This is a genomic window from Myxosarcina sp. GI1, from assembly GCF_000756305.1.
Classification (GTDB): Bacteria; Cyanobacteriota; Cyanobacteriia; order Cyanobacteriales; family Xenococcaceae; genus Myxosarcina.
In genome coordinates this window covers 1-17,269 of the sequence record NZ_JRFE01000050.1, presented here as the reverse complement: position 1 = coordinate 17,269, position 17,269 = coordinate 1, and the positions used below count along the sequence as shown (strand labels likewise).

18 protein-coding genes and 6 pseudogenes are annotated in these 17,269 nt (G+C 39.8%); 12 read left to right on the top strand and 12 right to left on the bottom strand.

The genetic code is table 11. From position 1 onward, the window contains the following. Positions 1–157 precede the first annotated feature (157 nt). On the bottom strand, positions 158–1,468 hold the full coding sequence (locus KV40_RS26460; RefSeq protein WP_036487553.1) for a YcjF family protein: 1,311 nt from the start codon (positions 1,466–1,468) through the stop codon (positions 158–160). A 164-nt stretch (positions 1,469–1,632) separates the two neighbouring features. On the opposite strand from KV40_RS26460, the gene aat reads away from it, so the two are divergent. Then, positions 1,633–2,208 (top strand): leucyl/phenylalanyl-tRNA--protein transferase, encoded by a 576-nt coding sequence (gene aat, locus KV40_RS26455; RefSeq protein ID WP_036487551.1) that lies wholly within the window; start codon positions 1,633–1,635, stop codon positions 2,206–2,208. Between the two features lie 356 nt (positions 2,209–2,564). Then, the gene (locus KV40_RS26450; RefSeq protein WP_052055990.1) at positions 2,565–2,813 is read left to right on the top strand and encodes a hypothetical protein; all 249 of its coding nucleotides are present in this window, start codon (positions 2,565–2,567) and stop codon (positions 2,811–2,813) included. On the opposite strand, the gene KV40_RS26445 is transcribed toward KV40_RS26450, so the two are convergent. From KV40_RS26445 to KV40_RS26425, 5 genes and pseudogenes are all read right to left on the bottom strand, one after another. After that, complete coding sequence (locus tag KV40_RS26445) at positions 2,800–2,982, bottom strand: hypothetical protein (RefSeq protein ID WP_036487549.1); 183 nt, start codon at positions 2,980–2,982, stop codon at positions 2,800–2,802. The two genes, KV40_RS26450 and KV40_RS26445, sit on opposite strands and share 14 nt — an antisense overlap. 16 nt (positions 2,983–2,998) lie before the next feature. Continuing rightward, positions 2,999–3,322, bottom strand: a complete 324-nt coding sequence (locus KV40_RS26440; RefSeq protein ID WP_156114201.1) for a hypothetical protein — start codon at positions 3,320–3,322, stop codon at positions 2,999–3,001. Positions 3,323–3,383: 61 nt separating this feature from the next. Next, positions 3,384–3,653: a DUF1830 domain-containing protein gene (locus KV40_RS26435; protein WP_052055989.1), complete on the bottom strand. Its 270-nt coding sequence runs from the start codon at positions 3,651–3,653 to the stop codon at positions 3,384–3,386. A 274-nt stretch (positions 3,654–3,927) separates the two neighbouring features. Further along, on the bottom strand, positions 3,928–4,536 hold the full coding sequence (locus tag KV40_RS26430; protein ID WP_156114200.1) for a Crp/Fnr family transcriptional regulator: 609 nt from the start codon (positions 4,534–4,536) through the stop codon (positions 3,928–3,930). Then, a pseudogene (locus KV40_RS26425) lies at positions 4,476–4,958 on the bottom strand (transposase); the annotation flags it as partial. The pseudogene KV40_RS26425 and the gene KV40_RS26430, both read right to left, overlap by 61 nt. Positions 4,959–5,516: 558 nt before the next feature. On the opposite strand from KV40_RS26425, the pseudogene KV40_RS26420 reads away from it, so the two are divergent. The 5 genes and pseudogenes from KV40_RS26420 to KV40_RS26395 form a co-directional block, all read left to right on the top strand. Next, a pseudogene (locus KV40_RS26420) lies at positions 5,517–6,224 on the top strand (reverse transcriptase N-terminal domain-containing protein); the annotation flags it as partial. A gap of 613 nt (positions 6,225–6,837) precedes the next feature. Then, positions 6,838–8,499 (top strand): group II intron reverse transcriptase/maturase, encoded by a 1,662-nt coding sequence (gene ltrA, locus KV40_RS26415; RefSeq protein ID WP_036476559.1) that lies wholly within the window; start codon positions 6,838–6,840, stop codon positions 8,497–8,499. Positions 8,500–8,501: 2 nt separating this feature from the next. After that, positions 8,502–9,755 carry a group II intron maturase-specific domain-containing protein gene (locus KV40_RS26410; protein ID WP_216595469.1) on the top strand — a complete coding sequence of 418 codons (1,254 nt, stop codon included), beginning with the start codon at positions 8,502–8,504 and terminating at the stop codon, positions 9,753–9,755. A gap of 154 nt (positions 9,756–9,909) precedes the next feature. After that, positions 9,910–10,392, top strand: a pseudogene (locus KV40_RS36860) (IS4 family transposase); the annotation flags it as partial. Positions 10,393–10,479: 87 nt separating this feature from the next. Continuing rightward, on the top strand, positions 10,480–10,722 hold the full coding sequence (locus KV40_RS26395; protein ID WP_036487545.1) for a WGR domain-containing protein: 243 nt from the start codon (positions 10,480–10,482) through the stop codon (positions 10,720–10,722). A 7-nt stretch (positions 10,723–10,729) separates the two neighbouring features. Here KV40_RS26395 and KV40_RS26390 read toward each other — a convergent pair whose 3' ends face one another. From KV40_RS26390 to KV40_RS26370, 5 genes are read right to left on the bottom strand one after another with little or no spacing between them, the layout of a single operon-like run. Further along, complete coding sequence (locus tag KV40_RS26390; RefSeq protein ID WP_036487544.1) at positions 10,730–11,323, bottom strand: hypothetical protein; 594 nt, start codon at positions 11,321–11,323, stop codon at positions 10,730–10,732. A gap of 5 nt (positions 11,324–11,328) precedes the next feature. Then, positions 11,329–11,736 (bottom strand): type II toxin-antitoxin system VapC family toxin, encoded by a 408-nt coding sequence (locus tag KV40_RS26385; protein WP_036487542.1) that lies wholly within the window; start codon positions 11,734–11,736, stop codon positions 11,329–11,331. Next, the gene (locus KV40_RS26380) at positions 11,724–11,978 is read right to left on the bottom strand and encodes an AbrB/MazE/SpoVT family DNA-binding domain-containing protein (protein WP_036487540.1); all 255 of its coding nucleotides are present in this window, start codon (positions 11,976–11,978) and stop codon (positions 11,724–11,726) included. Before KV40_RS26380 ends, KV40_RS26385 begins: the two co-directional genes overlap by 13 nt. Positions 11,979–12,013: 35 nt before the next feature. Further along, positions 12,014–12,484 (bottom strand): hypothetical protein, encoded by a 471-nt coding sequence (locus KV40_RS26375; protein WP_036487539.1) that lies wholly within the window; start codon positions 12,482–12,484, stop codon positions 12,014–12,016. A 7-nt stretch (positions 12,485–12,491) separates the two neighbouring features. Beyond that, positions 12,492–12,710: a Uma2 family endonuclease gene (locus KV40_RS26370; protein WP_081942948.1), complete on the bottom strand. Its 219-nt coding sequence runs from the start codon at positions 12,708–12,710 to the stop codon at positions 12,492–12,494. 92 nt (positions 12,711–12,802) lie between these two features. On the opposite strand from KV40_RS26370, the gene KV40_RS26365 reads away from it, so the two are divergent. The 3 genes and pseudogenes from KV40_RS26365 to KV40_RS26355 all read left to right on the top strand — a co-directional run bounded on the left by KV40_RS26365 (position 12,803) and on the right by KV40_RS26355 (position 14,668). After that, complete coding sequence (locus tag KV40_RS26365) at positions 12,803–13,081, top strand: DUF1778 domain-containing protein (RefSeq protein ID WP_036487537.1); 279 nt, start codon at positions 12,803–12,805, stop codon at positions 13,079–13,081. Next, positions 13,071–13,586, top strand: coding sequence for a GNAT family N-acetyltransferase (locus KV40_RS26360; RefSeq protein WP_036487535.1), 516 nt, complete (start codon positions 13,071–13,073; stop codon positions 13,584–13,586). Before KV40_RS26365 ends, KV40_RS26360 begins: the two co-directional genes overlap by 11 nt. Next, positions 13,583–14,668, top strand: a pseudogene (locus tag KV40_RS26355) (tyrosine-type recombinase/integrase). Before KV40_RS26360 ends, KV40_RS26355 begins: the two are co-directional and overlap by 4 nt. A gap of 228 nt (positions 14,669–14,896) precedes the next feature. On the opposite strand, the gene KV40_RS26350 reads toward KV40_RS26355, so the two are convergent. Next, the gene (locus KV40_RS26350; protein WP_036487534.1) at positions 14,897–15,412 is read right to left on the bottom strand and encodes an MAPEG family protein; all 516 of its coding nucleotides are present in this window, start codon (positions 15,410–15,412) and stop codon (positions 14,897–14,899) included. A 315-nt stretch (positions 15,413–15,727) separates the two neighbouring features. Here KV40_RS26350 and KV40_RS35345 point away from each other — a divergent pair. Together KV40_RS35345 and KV40_RS26340 are read left to right on the top strand one after the other, a co-directional pair. Then, positions 15,728–15,925 (top strand): annotated as a pseudogene (locus KV40_RS35345) (IS701 family transposase); the annotation flags it as partial. A gap of 103 nt (positions 15,926–16,028) precedes the next feature. After that, positions 16,029–16,808 (top strand): annotated as a pseudogene (locus tag KV40_RS26340) (transposase); the annotation flags it as partial. Between the last annotated feature and the right edge of the window lie 461 nt (positions 16,809–17,269).

Below are 17,269 nucleotides of genomic sequence, written 5' to 3'. Positions count from 1 at the left end.
TATTTTTGAGTCAGAAGTGGTATTAAAAGTCTCTTGGTTGGCAAAATTACAACCACAAACAGCTAGCGATAGTATTGCGATACTAGCGAAAAAATAATTTTTTGATTTAGTTTTATGCTGTAATTTTTGCAGCATAATTAATATTTAAAGGGATCGTCTAATTTTCCATACCTTTAAACCTTTCTTTTGCCGATTTAAACGCTTCATTCATTACCGATTGTATCTTTTGGGGATCGGGTTTTTTGCCACCCATAAGATCGCCAAAATAGACGCAGGCACCTTCACCCAAAGCCCAGGTATAGGCAGCAGCCCAAGAAGCGGCGATAACGCTACCAAAACCAGGAATAAACTTAATTAACTCTCTACCAATTGCCTGAGCAAAAAAGCCACCAGCGATCGCGCTAGCGACACCACCAGCCTGAGAAGGAGATAGAGTTTGTCCGTACAACTTACCGAGTAAGCCTACTAAAGACACCTGTACCGCGGTAAGTGCGGGCATAGTTGCAAAAGGAAGGGGTACGGCTGCTAGAGTTGCGGCGATAGTCGAAAAAGCAACCAGATAACGTCGCGCTGCATTGCGGTAAATATTGCCCAATTCATCTTCGGCTTTTTTATCTAATAGCTGATAGATAGCGCGAGACTCGGCTTCGGGCAGTAATTCAGATAGGGCTTCTTTGAAAGCTTCTAAACCATAAAATACGGGCTGATATTCGTCTTCTTCTAGAGTAAAATCAATTAGCACCGAGCGATCGCACAAGTCTTTAAAATCATTTTCGATCGCGCTAAAAGCTCTCTGTATTGATTCGTATTCGGGAGGATAAACAGGATGATTGATAACATCACCTGGATAAACTTCATGCAGACAAGTCACCGCTAGCAGACAGGGAATTTGAGGATACTTTTCCCGTAGCTGTACCGCAGTCTGTTTTAAGGTATCGGTAGCAAAATCGTTAATTTTTACCGTTAGAATAAGAATTTTGGCACAGCGATTTTCGGTTTCTATTTCTCGCTCTAATTCTTCAATAATTATTTGGGTGTTTTGTTTGATGTCTCCTAACCCGACGGTGTCGGTAAAGATTAATAGCGGTAAATCTTCAGAAGGATAGGCATATCTTTGAGTATGCTGTGTATGGGGACGAAAACCCTGTCCGATAATTTGTGCCGAAACTCCTGTCAAACCACGAACGATAGAACTTTTACCAGCTTGAGGCTTACCAATTAACATTGCTTCTGTAGTTGGTAACTCAGTTCTCACAGCTGCTAAAATCTCGGCAATTCTAGAGTCGCTAACCTCAAACCAACTAGCAGCAGTCTTTCCTATCTGTTCGACAGGCAGCATTTTTTTCAAACGCCCTGTAGCTCCCTGCCAAATACCCACAGCACGATTTTTCCAATCGTCAATTGCATTAGAACTACTAACTTTTTCTTTATCGCTATGAGGTAAATCTCGCTCGTCGGATTCATTCATCTTATTTTAAACTTACCGATACACACTCATATTAAAGTTACATAAGAAAATCGCAAGTAACATCTAGCTATAGATAATAACTTTTTTAGTATCTATGGTCTACGATAAATGACGGAATAGTAATCGTCTATTTGTTTTTGGGAACTTTTAGAATAAATAAAAATATGGAAATTGATGTTTCCTCAATTATTGAAGGCTATAAACAAGGTTATTTTTTGATGGCAGATGATGATGGTGAATTGGATTGGTATTCTAGTCGCCAGCGTACCTTAATTCCTCTAGACGAGCGCTTTCGCTATCCCAAATCTTTAAGAAGGGCTATCAATCAACAGCGTTTTGATATTGCGATCGACAGAGATTTTGCTGCCGTTTGTCAGGGCTGTGCCAATCGCGATATTACCTGGATTTCTGAAAAGTTGAGCCAAATTTATCTAGTTTTGCATCAAGCAGGTTGGGCGCACAGCTTTGAAACTTGGCAGGGAGACGAACTTGCAGGAGGAATCTTGGGAATTGCCATTGGCGGTGCGTTTATTGGCGAATCGATGTTTTATCGCATTCCAGAAGGTTCTAAAGTAGCAATGGTTAAATTAGTCGAACATCTTCGCCAGAAAAAGTTTATGCTCTTTGACGCACAGTTACAAAACTCTCACCTCGAACGCTTTGGTTCTTATATAGTCTCTCCTCGAAAATATCGGGCTTTACTTAATAAAGCTATAAGTAGTTCCTGTACTTTTATTTAAAAAAACTGTTTGGGTTGAAACACGATACTAATCGCTGTTTTTTTTACCCTTTGCTTCAATGTCGTAACAGTTTTTTCTTCTTCTATATTCGGTTGCCATTACACTATCTCAGATTTGATACCGTCCCTGTTTTTTCTTAGAGCATTTACTTACTTACCAACGCCATATTAGATTCTTACGACCCTGTTACCATAGAAATCATATCTAGAAAAAATACGTTCTTGGACGAAAAATACTTGACGTTCCTACTGACAGTAATGTAGCAGGAGAAACTATCAGTGGTCAAAAGATATTAGAAGTACCAGTACAAAAGAACTTTGTACCACAATCTATTTTGGATGCTGCTAAAGAAAAACATGAATATTACATATTGTAAAAGCTGGTTTAAAGCTAAAAAACATCCAACAGATATTTGGGACAAAGAAAAAGCTTTAGAGATTCATAAAATAAAAAAGTTTTATACAGTTGCACTAGGTAAGCTTTCAAATCCAAAATGTTTTTTAGAAATAAATATGGAAGAATTGTTTATTAGAGTTAATTTTTTCGACAAATATTTAAGAGATTATCTTTCTTATTCTTTTCAAGTAAAACTTAAAAGTTTTTAACCAATACAGTTTTGGTTATCTTGTTTCTGGCAATTTCTAATTTAGAAGGAGCCAAAACCATACTGCGGACGCTAGGCATTTCTTGATGACAAGTCGGACAAAACCAATAGCTGCGCTGATGGCTTAAATGACGTAATAATTTATCTTGACAACACAAACATTTGTTCATTATTATTTACCTCTGTTTATGCTACGTTTTTCATAGCTTTTTGCAAGACGCGATCGCTTAAGATGTTGGTAAGTTTTGATAGAACTAGCTTATTAATTTCTATTCGTTCCTCTATCGGACATTGCGGAAAAAAACTACTCGATTCTTGAGGTAATTCTAATAGTTCTGTAATTATCAGCTGTCGATTAGGTACGCTGCTAAGTACGTAGTCAATTATTTGTTGTTTAATACTTGTGTTTTCCAAAAAAGAATAATAAGGATGATAAAGACTAGACGACAAAATGTACTTAATTTCTTTTTCCAAGCATAGATGCGTCAAATTTACTGATAGAGAAGACATGGTTAAACCTCAAAATGCAGCTTGTTGGCAATAGACATTAAAACGCAGCTAAACAAAAAAATTACTCATCTACCTTAAGTTTTTTGCAGTCAATGGTATCGATTAAAATTGTATTTATTTGAGCAGTACTATATATACTCAATTCTGCCCGTTTGAAAGTATTGAATAAAATTCTTTGACCTGGAAAAACAACTTTTTCCCAATCGTAATTATCAATATTGTTAATTTTAATTACCTGTAAGTGACTGGTAGCGTTGACATACTGACAGAGAATTTCTTCAGATTCAGTGTCGAGTGGAGGCTGATATACAACACCTTGAGATTTGGTCATGACTAAATAGTTAAATTAATTTAATGAATATTTCAAAATGTAAATTTTTTGAGGTAGCAGTACTGGAAAATTAAATTATTTATCTGCAAACGATTTGAATAGCGAAACTATCAAGCTTAGACTTTCAAACCGATGACTCATAAAAATTATTATTTCAAGGCTTTTATACGGTTTTAACCGATCTATACCTACAGCACTATAATGACATTCGATTGTAAAAATGTCTGTATGATTTCTAACACAGACAAAGTTTTATTAAACGTTCTCATAAACTTTAACACGCTTTCTCATATTTCTTGTAAGTTTGGCAGTAGAGATCGCCGAATAGCCTTTGTTGTTCTTGCCGCATCAGGTCGTAGCATTCGCAAGACATCTGTTCGAGCCTGGTACGCTCTAAAACCGTAATACTGCCTCTGGTGTAGCTAATGATTCCTGCTTTTTGTAGTCTTCCCGCAGCGATGGTGACTCCAGCACGATTGGTACCCAACATATTAGCAATAAACTCTTGTGTTAGGGGTAGTTCCTCTACAGCCAGACAATCTTGAACTAAAAGTAGCCATCTTGCTAGTCTTTTTTCTATTTTGTGCTGACGATTACAGGCAGCTAGTTGTCCGACATAACTCAATCTAGTTTGGGTGTAGAGTAATAAAGTACGGCGCAGTTCTGGCAATTTACTAAACTTGTCTTCTATGATTTCAGCTTTAATTCTCATTGCCGTACCCATAACCTGTACGATCGCCTGATGAGTACTAGTTTTCGAGCCTAAAATTCTTGGCAAACCAATTAAGCCGTTTTTTCCCACTAAACTAACCTGAGTTCGGGTTAAGTAGATTGAGGTAAAAGCCAGTCGAGACGGAGGCTCGGCTTCTTGGGTTGATGACAATAGGCAATTAATCCGCAAAGAACATTAACGCAAAAGTTGACAGGCGATCGATGACGAGAATGTTCAATCTGAGAAATATTTTTGAGTTGGTCATTGAGTGCCTGCGGCACTCCGCCGTGCGAAGCACGTCGAATCTCTCCAGAGCTTGTTTCAATAATCGAGCGTTGGCGGGACAAAAGCTTATCGTGAAGACACATTAGCTTATTTTTCATATTACGACGAGGTTTGGCAAAAAGCTGAATCCCCAACTCTTCCAGAAGTTGATTAGCCAGCTTTTGAGAGACATAACCTCTATCGGCAAAAAATTTACCAAAAAGACCTTGAAGTAGCTGAGGAATAGGGCGACGGTCATCTACGTTACCAGGAGTGAGATTAACGTTTAACAGTTCTCCCAACTCATTGACTACCAAATGAAGTTTGAAGCGCAGGGCGTATGCGCCCAAGTCGCGCCTAGCGACGCTACAGAGCTATGCGCTCAAACGCCTTTCAACCGCTGGAGCGTCTCGGCGTTCTGCGAAGTGCGATTCGTTGTCGTGAAACCTAGATAACTAGGGGGATACGGCACATTTCTAAAGTAAGTTATCCTGACTTGAGTTCGCACTTTAATCCTTTAGAAATGATAACTTACAGTTCATCAGCAGGGGGAATAAGCTAGTGGTGCAAGACCACACCCTGCGTCTGAAACAACAGACAGAGCCTAAGTACACAGAACTTTCGGATTTATGTGTCGCGCAACTAGCTCAATGGGCGGAGAGATAAACCCTAAAGAACACAAACAATGACTGTAGGAACGAAGTAACCCAATTACATCCCCAAAATTAACTGGTAGGGATCGACCCGTATGGTGTAAATGGAAGAGATGGGTCAAGAAGCAAAAGCCTAATCTGAAACGACAGGTAAAGCCAGAAAAAGGATGGGGTAATGCCCAGGATAAGCAGACGTGACCCGCAAATGTATCAAAGCTAAAGGTGTAATTAACAGTGAACAAGCCTAATACAGATTCAAAGTCGAAGACTGTGGGATGGGACAGTATTGATTGGCAACAAGTCGATAAATATGTCTACAAGCTGCAAACGCGCATTTATGCTGCCTCTCGTCGTGGAGAGATCAAAAAAGTCCGAAAACTTCAAAAAACATTAATGAATTCCTGGTCATGCAAAGTGCTAGCGGTTCGCAGGGTAACACAAGAAAATCGAGGCAAAAAGACAGCAGGAGTGGACGGGGAAAAATCCCTATCCCCAGCAGCTCGTATGAAACTCGTAGGACAACTCAAACTTACAGGTAGAAGTAAACCTACTCGAAGAGTTTGGATACCAAAACCAGGGAAGGATGAAAAACGTCCATTAGGAATACCTACCATATACGACCGCGCCTTACAAGGGGTAGTCAAAGCTGCCCTAGAACCAGAATGGGAGGCAAAGTTTGAAGCCTCAAGCTATGGTTTCCGACCAGGAAGAGCCTGCCAAGATGCGATAAAGCACATTAAGAACGCAATTCAATCTAAAGCCAAGTACGTTTTAGATGCCGACATTGCAAAATGCTTTGACCGCATCAACCACAATACATTACTCCAAAGACTTAACCACAGAGGAAAAGTCAGGAAACAAATTAAAGCTTGGTTAAAATCTGGGGTCATAGACAAAGGGGTATTTACTGCTATATCTGAAGGAACACCTCAAGGTGGCGTGGGTGCGCTGCGAAGCGTACTTTGGTAATGCTCAAGGAGAGTGAAAACTACCAAGAGATAGTACATTCCCTAATGTACTAAGGCTGACCCAGCAGGCAGGGGACAATGAGTAAAAACCTGTTTGAAGCCTGGGGAACAAGGGGCAAAATACTGGCACTCTGTTACAGTATGAGGCTTCGAGCCTGAATTTAACTATGGCTACGAAAGGAATCTTCGTCCGACGCTCCTACACCTTGGACACGCCGCTAAACAACAGAGATGGCGTGAGACATCAGGTAAGTCAATGTTGCACTCGTTTGACTGAAAAGAACTTTCGACGCGGTTCAAATTGCTCTAATTATAAGGGTACAAATTATCAACTGATGTCGGGGATACTAGGTCTGTATCCTTACGGAGTAAAGAAGAAGCCCACGGTTAAATGTAACCACTTACCGAAGTATGAACGTAGGAAGCGCAATAGCTGGTCTGGTCACAGACTGGGTTAACTGCAACTGAAGTAGTTATTGCGTGGCAGAGCCATCGTAGTAGTCCGAGCCAGAAAATAGTCTGGTACATGGCGAAGGATGGCAGTCATTGTTAGAGATACACATAGGAAGTAGAGAGGACTAAGAAGTATGTCCGATATCATCAAAACCCAACGTAGTCTCGCCATAAAAGCAAAGTTCCAGAAGGAACATCAATTTGACCATCTCTATCGGCTCATTTGCCGTCGAGATTGGATTGCCGATGTCCTAAAGACAATTCTCTCAAATAAAGGGTCTAAGACACCAGGAGTCGATGGAATAAGCAAAAAGGCTCTAGAATCAGAGGTAGCAAAGTCTAAATTTGTGAAAGAGCTTGAAAGCGAACTGCGTCAAAAACAGTTCCGCCCAATGCCCGTTCGTCGAATATACATTCCTAAGTCTAACGGTAAAACTCGCCCATTGGGTATTCCTACAATCAAAGACCGAGTAGTACAAATGCTTGTCAAAATGGTGTTAGAACCTATTTATGAAAGCGACTTCTTGAACTGCTCCAACGGTTTTCGACCAGGACGCAGAACACAGGACTGTATCGCCCGATTAGATAGCTACATCAACCGACGCAACAAATACTATTGGGTTATCGAAGGGGATATCAAAGGAGCATTTGACAGCATTCACCATCAAATATTGATAAAATTGCTGGCTCAAAGAATCTCTGATGAAAAGTTCTTAAAACTAATAGAACGATTTCTTGAAGCGGGAATTATGGAAGGTTGTTTGTTCAAACGCACCGAAACGGGAACACCGCAGGGTGCAATCTGCTCGCCAATTTTGGCGAACATCTACTTACATCAGCTAGACCTCTACTGGTGGAACAAATACGGCAATCTTCACCGCAAACAGAAAGAACGTCGTCGAATAAACCACATGGGAAACTGTGCGCTGATTCGATATGCTGATGATTGGCTACTACTTACCAACGGTGGGAAAGCAGAAGCCATCAGGCTAAAAGAAGAGTTTCAAGCCTTCCTCTGGAAAGAACTAAAGCTCGAACTTTCACCAGAAAAAACGCACATAACTCATGTAAATCAAGGTTTTGACTTTTTAGGTTTTCACGTTCAAAGATACGTAAAATCTAATGACCGACCTAAAATGCTGGTCACTCCAGCCCAGGAAAACATTAAAAAGTTGAAGCTCAAGATTAAAGAGATGACGCGACGCAAGTGGTTTCAAGATTCACCATTGCTCAAAATCTCAGCTTTAAACGCAGTACTCAGAGGATGGATTAATTACTATCGCCATACTAACACCAAGAAATTAGCCAAAGATCTAGACTTCTGGGTTAACGAAAGGCTGTTTCTCTGGTTAAGTAAACGGCATAAAGTATCCAAACGAAAAGTACTAGATAGATTCAAACTCCGTGAGAACGGGAAGAGATGGAACTTTGGTGTACTCAACGGGGATAATCACCTTTTTCTTTATAGGATGAGCGATTTACCCCTAAAGAAATACCGTTCTCGTTCACCAGAAAACCCTTATTTAGAAGGGTTTGGAACATTATCAGCAGCACAGCCAGAAATACCTTTATCCCAAATAATCTGGATGGGAAATGCCGAGAACGTCACATGGCGCGAACTCAAAGAGAAAATTAAAGCTGAGAGGGGCGCAAAATGCGAATGTTGTGGCGCACTAGGAAAACTAGACCTGCACCACATCATACCGCGCAAAAGCAAGGGTAAAGACACTGAAGATAATCTTCAGCTACTATGTCGCTCTTGTCATGCCTTAACACCCTCGTTTGGTCGGAGGTAACAATGATGGAAAGCCGTATGACGAGAAATTGTCACGTACGGTTTGGAGAGAGGTATGAAGAAACACATCAATCGCAAGATTGGAAAGTGCGCTTTGTGCCTACTCTATTTAGCCCACTTCTAGCCAATATAGCGTTACACGGCATAGAAAATATGCTTATTGAATATGCTAAGACATTGGATATTAGAAGAAAAGACAAACCGAGCAGCCAGATAAGCTGGCAAAAGAAAGTAAGTCAACTAACATTCGTCAGGTATGCGGATGATTTCGTTGTGCTACACCACGACCTTAAGGTAATCCAGAGATGTCGAGAATTAATCTCGGAGTGGTTAAAAGATGTAGGTTTGGAATTAAAACCAACTAAAACTAGAATAGCTCACACTCTGGATTCAGAGAAGAGTGAGGACGGAATAGCAGGGTTTGACTTTCTCGGATATAACATTCGACAATTTCCTGCGGGTAAATACGTCAGCCCTAGAAATACTAAAAAAGACGTAGTTGGTTTTAATACCTTCATCACCCCAAGCAAAGATGCCTGTAAAAAGCATCAAAGTCGTATAAAAGTCATCAGGAAACACAAGAACTCATCACAAGCTCGGATAATCTCAGAGCTTAACCCTGTAATCAGGGGATGGTGCAACTATTACAAGTTTTCTGATGCCCAAACAAGAAACATCTTAACTAAACAAGATCATCTTGTATACCTCAAATTAAGAGCTTGGGGCAGATACCGATGCAGAAGTCTTAAAAAGGCTTACAAAAAATATTACACAAAAATCGGTAAAAGAAATTGGATATTCGCAACCAGGGAAGGGGACGCGAACCCTCTTCGGTTACTTTTGCATAGTTCGTTCGATAGCAGTTCAACCAACTACGTAAAAGTTAAAGGCGATAAAAGCCCCTACGACGGCAACCTGATTTATTGGAGTACCAGAATGGGTAGACATCCCGAAATGCCCGTTTCCAAGGCTATTAAGCTCAAGAAGCAAAAAGGCAAATGTAGCTGGTGCGGATTATATTTTCGTGAGGGAGATGTTTTGGAGGAAGACCATATTACGGCTATTGCCCTCGGCGGTAAAAACGTATATGACAATCTCCAATTACTACACGCACACTGTCACGATGAAAAAACAGCACTGGATATGATTGAAATAAGGAAAAAACGACTATCTAACTTCTTAACGGAGTTACATAAATTATGGTCGAAAGTAAACTACCTATGGGTAGATGATATTCCAGTTATACTCAGCAGTTGAGGGGTCAGTTATTGACAAAGTGGATACGTTTGAGTAGCCGTATGTGTTGAAAAGCACAAGTACGGTTTCGGAGGAGAGGGGTAAGTTGGAAACAACTACCCCGACTCTAATCGGCGGCGAACTCCAGTTCGCAAAGGCATTGTTTCGGAAACTTAAAGGTAATCCCATTCTGGATTTGCGTTTAGTTGAGATTCGTCATGGTCGTAGCTGGTATCGATATCTTACTTCGGTACTTGACCCCAAGATTTTACCTCCCTTTGTGGTTGGCGCTCTCTACTCACGTCGCTGGCGAATCGAAGAAAGTTTTCTTCTACTTAAACGGTTGCTAGGTTTGAGTTACTTGTGGACTGGTGAGCCACTGCGTTGGGCGGGTTCCCCGACTTGAAGCAAGTGGCGTTCGATTAATGGGATTAAATTACAAATCTGGGCAACATGGCTTTTCTCTGCTCTTCTCCTCGCTCTCTCTGATGAGATTGCTGACGAGCTTACCTTACCTATAAATTCTATTTCTGTAGAAATGGTTTTTCGCGGAATTTATCATTTTACCCAAGCATTAAATCAAGGCAATGTCACCAATATTATCGCCTATCTAACTGCACCTGAAAATCGCGACTTGGGGATAGTCAAATCCCCTCGCCCTAAAAGAGCTATGCCCCCTCTGGACTTGTCTCCGAATCCCTCTTGACAACCGACACAGAGCCTTAACTTGTCACCAATGAACATTATGTATCAAATTGAACTGTGGCAGCGTTCGTTTTGGCAAAAAAATACACGATTTTATACGGTCGAACTCTGTCAAAACCTTTTTGGCGATTGGATTGTCAAAAAAACCTGGGGTAGTGCTGTAAGGTTAGATTACGGTCGTTCTAACTCGGTAGTTTGTTCCGACTATCAAAGTGGATTGGAAGAGTACCAAAAACAGCAACTTCGCCGTCGAGTGCGTGGTTATGAATTTTTAAGCATTTGAGTCGCTTCTATTGAATATTTCGAGCGAGAATTTTAAAGCCATCATAGAAGTTTTCCGATGGCACGAGTTCAAAGTTGCCAAATAGTAAAGAAATGAAAACTTGAGCTACGGATAAATCGGTCGCTCTGACAATTTGAATTAGGGTGTTAACTTGAGGATTACCTCTTAGACATTCTGCTACTTTGTCTATCCAAGCATTGATATTTTCATCGTAAGCTAGAGAACTAACCTCCGAACTTATTTTCTCTAAACTATATTTCTCTACAGCTTCAACAGCAGTTAGAGTCGAAATTGTTACTAGCGATTCACGTTGGTATGCTGCCCTAACTTGAGGTTGGAGATATTTCTGTAAAAAAATAGTACTAACGCTTTGTTGGGTTAGAGAGTCTATAAATAGACTGAAGCTGCTATCTATTTTAGTATCGGCTGTAGCTATCTCTGGTTGTAAAGATGCTTCAAAGGCTGCTTCTGCTCTAACTAAAATACTCAGACTACTCTGATAGAATAGTTCGCCCGCTTGCCGTAGTTTGACTTCATCGTTCAACTTTGATGAAGCAATTAGATTAACCCGTTGGATTATGGTGCTAAAAGAATAATCCATCAAATTTACTTGCCACTAGACGGTTCGACTACTTTTATTTGGGGTATTTCTTTAGCTTTTTTGATTAAGGCTTTATCGAAAGTATAGAATGTCTTGTACCTTTGCGCCGTCGCTAAATGAAGGGCATCGCCAAAGTCCAAACCAGAATAATACCATCTTAAAGTTAGAGCGATCGCGCCCGAATCTTCTAAAAAAACTTTAGGTAATCCAAAAACCAATTTTAAACCTTTGATAATATCGACTTTTGAAAGTTTGTAAACAGATTCTAGTACCCATACAGTTTCAAGGATTACCGTATGACAAATATAAGTTTCTCTTTCTTGCAATACTGAAAGAGATATTTGAGCCTGTTGAAGTTCATCTTTTACTATCGCTCTAACAACAATGTTGGTATCGATACCTATTCGTACCATCGGCTTGCGATTTGTTCTCTAACGGCATCATTCATTTCCTCAACGGACTTGGCTTTTCCTTTGTAGGGTCGAAACTCAGTTAAGTCTTCAACGGTAGTTGCAGCAAAAGCTCGTTTTGGTTTTAACAAAACTCCTTCATCGGTGTTAACTGCAATTAGTTCTTGACCTGGAAGCCAATGGTTCATCTCTCTTATCTCTTGAGGAATTACTACCTGTCCCTTACTCGATAGTCTAGTATTCATTATCATGGCTGGTAAGATTATAGTAAGAATTATAGCTAATTCTCTCGGCACTCCGAACACTCTTCTGGATTCAACCAATAGATTAAACCAAAACAATCTATAGCATATTCTGTTTCCAAATAATCTAACAGCTTGGAAATATACGCTTCAAGCTCTGGCTGCCTGAGTCCTTGAGTGTGTTGGGGCGACATCTGATGGGTTAACTTATTGCCTTGATAGATTTTTAGAGCGATCGCATGAACGAATTGATTCTCTTTTCCGTATATTTCTAATTCTGCACGATAGGCTTCGGGTAAAACTGACTCTGGCGTTTCAATACCTTTGGCTCTAGCAGCAGAGGCGCGACGTTTGGCATTGACCCGACTCTTGTTTCGCAACCGATAGCGTTTGTAATAACAAAGACGATTTGTAGTAACATAACATTCTGGATGCTTGACTTGTGCCTCTTCTTCCGTGATATAGTTCCTGGCGCAGTAAACGCATTTAGGAGCGGCTTTTCTTCCCACGAGCTAATCAATCAGTAAAAATATCTATCAAATCTACTGTCAATCCTGGTAAGACATCTTCCCCAAACAAACTACTAGAATTATCTAAAACTTCCTTTTGCTGTCCTTGACGATATATTTCTACCTGCTTCTCGTCAGGACAAATCAACCAACCCAACTTTACGCCGCAATTAATATACTCGTTCATTTTATTGCGTAGCTCATCTAAGTCATCAGTAAGGCACATTAACTCGGACACTTATCAGATGTAGGGCTAAATGTACGTATATCTTCCGTATATAGGATAGAATAGTAGGGTAATGTATCGCTCTTTTAATTATGTCAGCTTCATCAAAAGACAGCCGTATCGATTTAAGAGTCACAGCCGAACAAAAAGCATTGTTGGAAAAAGCAGCTTCAATGCATGGAGTATCCTTGAGTGCCTATACTCTGATACATCTATTACCCCAGGCACAAAAAGACGTTGAAGAGCGAGAAAAGCTTATTTTGACAGACCGCAATCGCGACTTATTTCTATCCGCTATAGCTAATCCGCCTAATTTAAAAGGGAAGTTAAAAATTGCTATACGCCAATATCGAGATAAGTATGTCAAATAGTTACTGGAACTTTGCACCTCTGGAGAAGAAATACAACCGTAATGATTTTGACTGTGGCAACGAAGAATTAAACAACTATCTAAAACGTTATGCCAGACAAAACGATAAGTTGGGCATCAATAAAACTTTTGTAGCTATCAAACCAGATACGCCCCTAGTTGTTGATGGTTATTACACGATTAGTTCTAGCGCGATCGAGTTTCATTCGTTACCAGAAGAAAAGCGAAAAAGATTGCCAGCTTATCCCATACCAGCAGCGTTGATTGGTCGATTGGCTGTAGATGTTTCCTGTCAAGGAGAAGGATTAGGTACAGAGCTACTGGTAGATGCTTTATTGAGAATAGTTAGAGCATCATCAGATATCGGTATTTATGCAGTAAGAGTAGATGCTATTGATGATAGAGCAAAGAAGTTTTATCTCAAACATGAATTTATTCCCTTTGAAGATAACTCCCTATCGTTGTTTCTCCCCATAAAAACTATTAAACAAGAGTTTGAGTTATGAAGATCGATATTGTTCCAATAATAGAAACCAAAGTAATTCATATAAAAGAGAAAGAGAAAGCTGAAATTAAAGATCCTGTAATAGTTACACCTGAATTGACCACTACCTTGGAAGATATCTTTGCCCAATTCATAATGATGGAAGTAGGAGATGGTGCAGCGTCCTCTGATACCATTCGGAATTACTTGTCCCAAACTAAGCAGTATTTAAACTGGTGCCGAGATAATTTACTCTCGCCCATAGAAGCAGAACCAGAAGATATCAAGCTGTACCGACAAGATTTAGTTAACTCTGGATACGCTAACAGTACGATCGCCACCAAACTGAATATTGTCAGAATATTCTACAATGCTGCGATAGCTCATGGATTAATTGGTAATAATCCCGCAGCCAAAGTTAAAGCTCCCAAAGATAGAAAAGATCCTGCCGCTCGAATTACCTTTATGGAGGCAGATGAACTAAAATATCTACTTGACTATTTACAGTCTCAATTAGAGCGAGCTAAGACGAATAAAGCAAAACTGAGCTTGCTGCGCGATCGCGCTTTAATTGGCATTATGAGTTTAGAAGGTTGCAGAACGGTAGAAATGCAGCAGCTTAAAGTAGAAGATATTGTCAGGCAGGGTATTAAAATTGGACTACAAGTATCTGCCAAACGAGCTAGCAGAATTGTTCCTCTGACTGAAAATTTAGCCGCTCAACTCGATGAATATCTTCAGATGAGGAGGAAAGTTTTGAGACGGAAAATTAAACCAACAGATTATGTTTTTGTCTCTTTGAGTAACAACAATAAAGGTGGTTAATTATCCCGACGCAGCATTAGAGAGATCTGCGATCGCGCTTTGATTGAATGCAATCTCAAACACACACCTGGTAGAAGTCTTATTGCACATAGTTTAAGACATACTGCTGGTACGCTGGCATTGAGAACTGGTGCGGATTTAAGACAGGTACAAGATTTACTAGGACATGCCGATCCTCGGACTACTTCGATTTATGCCCATGTAGGAGACAGATGGGAGCATAATCCAAGTGCAGCAGTTGAGGAAAAACTAAATATGCAATCTAGCAATCCTCAATGATTCACGAACAAATTTCGCTGAGGTTTACCGTTCTTAGTCTTCCGAATCCTTTTGCGACTGAAAGCAATAGTTAAATCGCCTTCCATTCGCAATCGCTTATCAAGCTTGGATATAATTGGCGATGTGAATTAGTTATTTAGTGAAACAAATAGACTTTTTAAAAAGCTTTTTAGTTGCTAATACTTACTATATCGACGGACTTCCAATCTTCCCAATTAATCGCTCGAACTACAAAAAACTTATTACACTATAAAAAAGACAGGCAGCAGCACCCAAAAGGTAAACTAACCATGTAAGAAAAAAGCCAATAGCTCGAAATGGTGAAGCACCATAAATCCCAATCACTCCCCAAGCATGAGCGATACGAGCGATAGTCAATACAATTCCTAACAGCCACAATAACCAAGCTGGCGAGCCTACTAGTTCTAGCAGTATAATTAACAGCAACGCTAACGGAACATATTCCATAAAGTTGCCAAAAGCTCTGACTTTGCGCTGCAATACGCCGTCATCGCAAGATTCATAAGATTTAGTAGCGATCGACTTTTGTGTATAGTTCTCGACAAAAGCTGCCCATTTTCCAGGTTCTTTTAAATAGTCTGGTTGATTAGACACATCTGCTAGAGATACCCCATGCCAGACCCGTTTTTTAGTTCGCTCTATTGCTACTACATAGGAAAGAGCGATCGCCATCAAGCTAAAGATTCCGCCAAAAAGTGTTGAAACGGGTAGAAAATTAGACATTTATTTGGGTTTTAAAACTGTTATTTTTTAGCTTCAGAAGGTTTAAGCTTCTGAAATTGCTCGTAAATGCGATAGTTCTTGAAAAGTAATTCGCGATCGCCTCCAAAGAAATATAGGCAGGGCAAAAGACAACCCAACCTGACTGATGAACACATCTCAAAACAAGCCAAGAGTTAAGTGACACAGTGTAAAGAGTGGACACGAGAAAATAATAACCGTTCGTAATAGCGGGACTTAAACATTCAAAAAAGTAAAAACAGGGTAAAATAATTACCTGTTATAGTTTTAACGTCACTGTTGTTGGCGATCGCTATTATGAGAGAAACTACTTCCTCAGCCATGCCTCCCTGTTTTAATAGATGGTGTAACAAGTTTGATGATTTATTGAGAACTAAAGCACAAAAAAGAGAGTTCAGAAACTATTTGGGGGGTTTGTTGGGAGAAAGTGAGCGAAAAAACATATATCAAATGGCTTTAGACTCTGTAGGAGTAACTTACCACAAATTACACCACTGTCTTGATGCAGTCGCTGCACGAGCAAGGCTCGAAGTCGCGTCTAGCGACGCTTGGAAGCTTTGCTTCCTGCGGGGAAACCCCCAAGACCGCGCTGCATCGCTTCTTAACTGAAGCAACTTGGTCGACAGAGAAAATAAATGAGCGACGTTTGGAGGTGATGAACAAATGCAATCAAACTAGGGTAAGTAGAGGATTCAGTTTAATTGTTGATGATAGTGGACATCGAAAAAGCGCACCGCCTGCGCTGAGGAAACCTCAGCGTAAAGACGGAGCAAGCAGTGGAAATTTTACAGCAGGAGTAGGTCGTCAATATATTGGTGAAATAGGAAAAACTGATAATGGTAATGTAATAGTAACAACTCATTTGTATGATGGAAAAAAAAGCCTACCTTTAGATATAGAATTATATCAAAATGGTAATTCGCTACCTGAAGGAAAAAAAGACCCTTTATTTAAGAAAAAGCCAGAGTTGGCTTTAGAGTTAATTGATAAAAGTTTAGAGAGGGGACACAGACCAGGAATAGTATTAATTGACTCAGGATATGGTAATAATACAAAGTTTCTAAAGGAACGAGAACAGAAAAACTTAAACTACTTAGGAGGACTGGCTAAAAATCGTAAGGTTAAAGTTGTTAATTCAGAAAAATTTCCAGAAGAAATAAGATTAGACACTTTGGCAGAATCATTGCCAAAAGAGGCTTATACTCAAATTTTAATCAACTTAGAAAAAGCGAGAACTGTTTGGATCGCTATTATTGAAGTAGAAATATTTCGTCTTAAAGGAAAAAGAAAAATAGCTATCGTTATGAATGCACCTTTGTTTGAAAATGCAGACGATATAGATTACTTTATTATCAATGTTGAGCCATCAATTGTGACTTCACACACTTAGCCCACTTGCGCCCTTGTACAACAAAATACATCACGACAATGGTTACTAAAATGCGACTAATAGCCCATAAGTCTTTGGCAATAACCACTAGCATAGTATTCTAAGACAATATGCACTAAAAACATAGTCAGCAATATATTTCGAGCTTTTAGGGCAGATTGGTCAAGCTGAGACATGGATTTCATGAAATTAATAACATAACCTACTATATATTGTTAAATGGACAGTCTATCGCAACCCATCCATTCTTAAATAAGCGATCTTCTTCACCATTGCCAAAGGCGATCGCTACTCTTTTTAAGTCTTTTTAACTTCTTTTATACTACAATACGTAGCTTTATTTCCTTCTAGATTAATTTGATAATTATCTTTCTAATTGAGTCTAGTTTGGGCTACAAGCAGTTTCAATTCCCTTCGATCTAAAAAGCGACCCACAGAGGCTACCGCCT

Bases quoted from the DNA above. Each gene is read 5' to 3' on its own strand.
- KV40_RS26460 (WP_036487553.1), bottom strand. From the start codon at position 1,468: ATGAATGAATCCGACGAGCGAGATTTACCTCATAGCGATAAAGAAAAA.
- aat (WP_036487551.1), top strand. From the start codon at position 1,633: ATGGAAATTGATGTTTCCTCAATTATTGAAGGCTATAAACAAGGTTAT.
- KV40_RS26450 (WP_052055990.1), top strand. From the start codon at position 2,565: ATGAATATTACATATTGTAAAAGCTGGTTTAAAGCTAAAAAACATCCA.
- KV40_RS26445 (WP_036487549.1), bottom strand. From the start codon at position 2,982: ATGAACAAATGTTTGTGTTGTCAAGATAAATTATTACGTCATTTAAGC.
- KV40_RS26440 (WP_156114201.1), bottom strand. From the start codon at position 3,322: ATGTCTTCTCTATCAGTAAATTTGACGCATCTATGCTTGGAAAAAGAA.
- KV40_RS26435 (WP_052055989.1), bottom strand. From the start codon at position 3,653: ATGACCAAATCTCAAGGTGTTGTATATCAGCCTCCACTCGACACTGAA.
- ltrA (WP_036476559.1), top strand. From the start codon at position 6,838: ATGTCCGATATCATCAAAACCCAACGTAGTCTCGCCATAAAAGCAAAG.
- KV40_RS26410 (WP_216595469.1), top strand. From the start codon at position 8,502: ATGATGGAAAGCCGTATGACGAGAAATTGTCACGTACGGTTTGGAGAG.
- KV40_RS26395 (WP_036487545.1), top strand. From the start codon at position 10,480: ATGTATCAAATTGAACTGTGGCAGCGTTCGTTTTGGCAAAAAAATACA.
- KV40_RS26390 (WP_036487544.1), bottom strand. From the start codon at position 11,323: ATGGATTATTCTTTTAGCACCATAATCCAACGGGTTAATCTAATTGCT.
- KV40_RS26385 (WP_036487542.1), bottom strand. From the start codon at position 11,736: ATGGTACGAATAGGTATCGATACCAACATTGTTGTTAGAGCGATAGTA.
- KV40_RS26380 (WP_036487540.1), bottom strand. From the start codon at position 11,978: ATGAATACTAGACTATCGAGTAAGGGACAGGTAGTAATTCCTCAAGAG.
- KV40_RS26370 (WP_081942948.1), bottom strand. From the start codon at position 12,710: ATGTGCCTTACTGATGACTTAGATGAGCTACGCAATAAAATGAACGAG.
- KV40_RS26365 (WP_036487537.1), top strand. From the start codon at position 12,803: ATGTCAGCTTCATCAAAAGACAGCCGTATCGATTTAAGAGTCACAGCC.
- KV40_RS26360 (WP_036487535.1), top strand. From the start codon at position 13,071: ATGTCAAATAGTTACTGGAACTTTGCACCTCTGGAGAAGAAATACAAC.
- KV40_RS26350 (WP_036487534.1), bottom strand. From the start codon at position 15,412: ATGTCTAATTTTCTACCCGTTTCAACACTTTTTGGCGGAATCTTTAGC.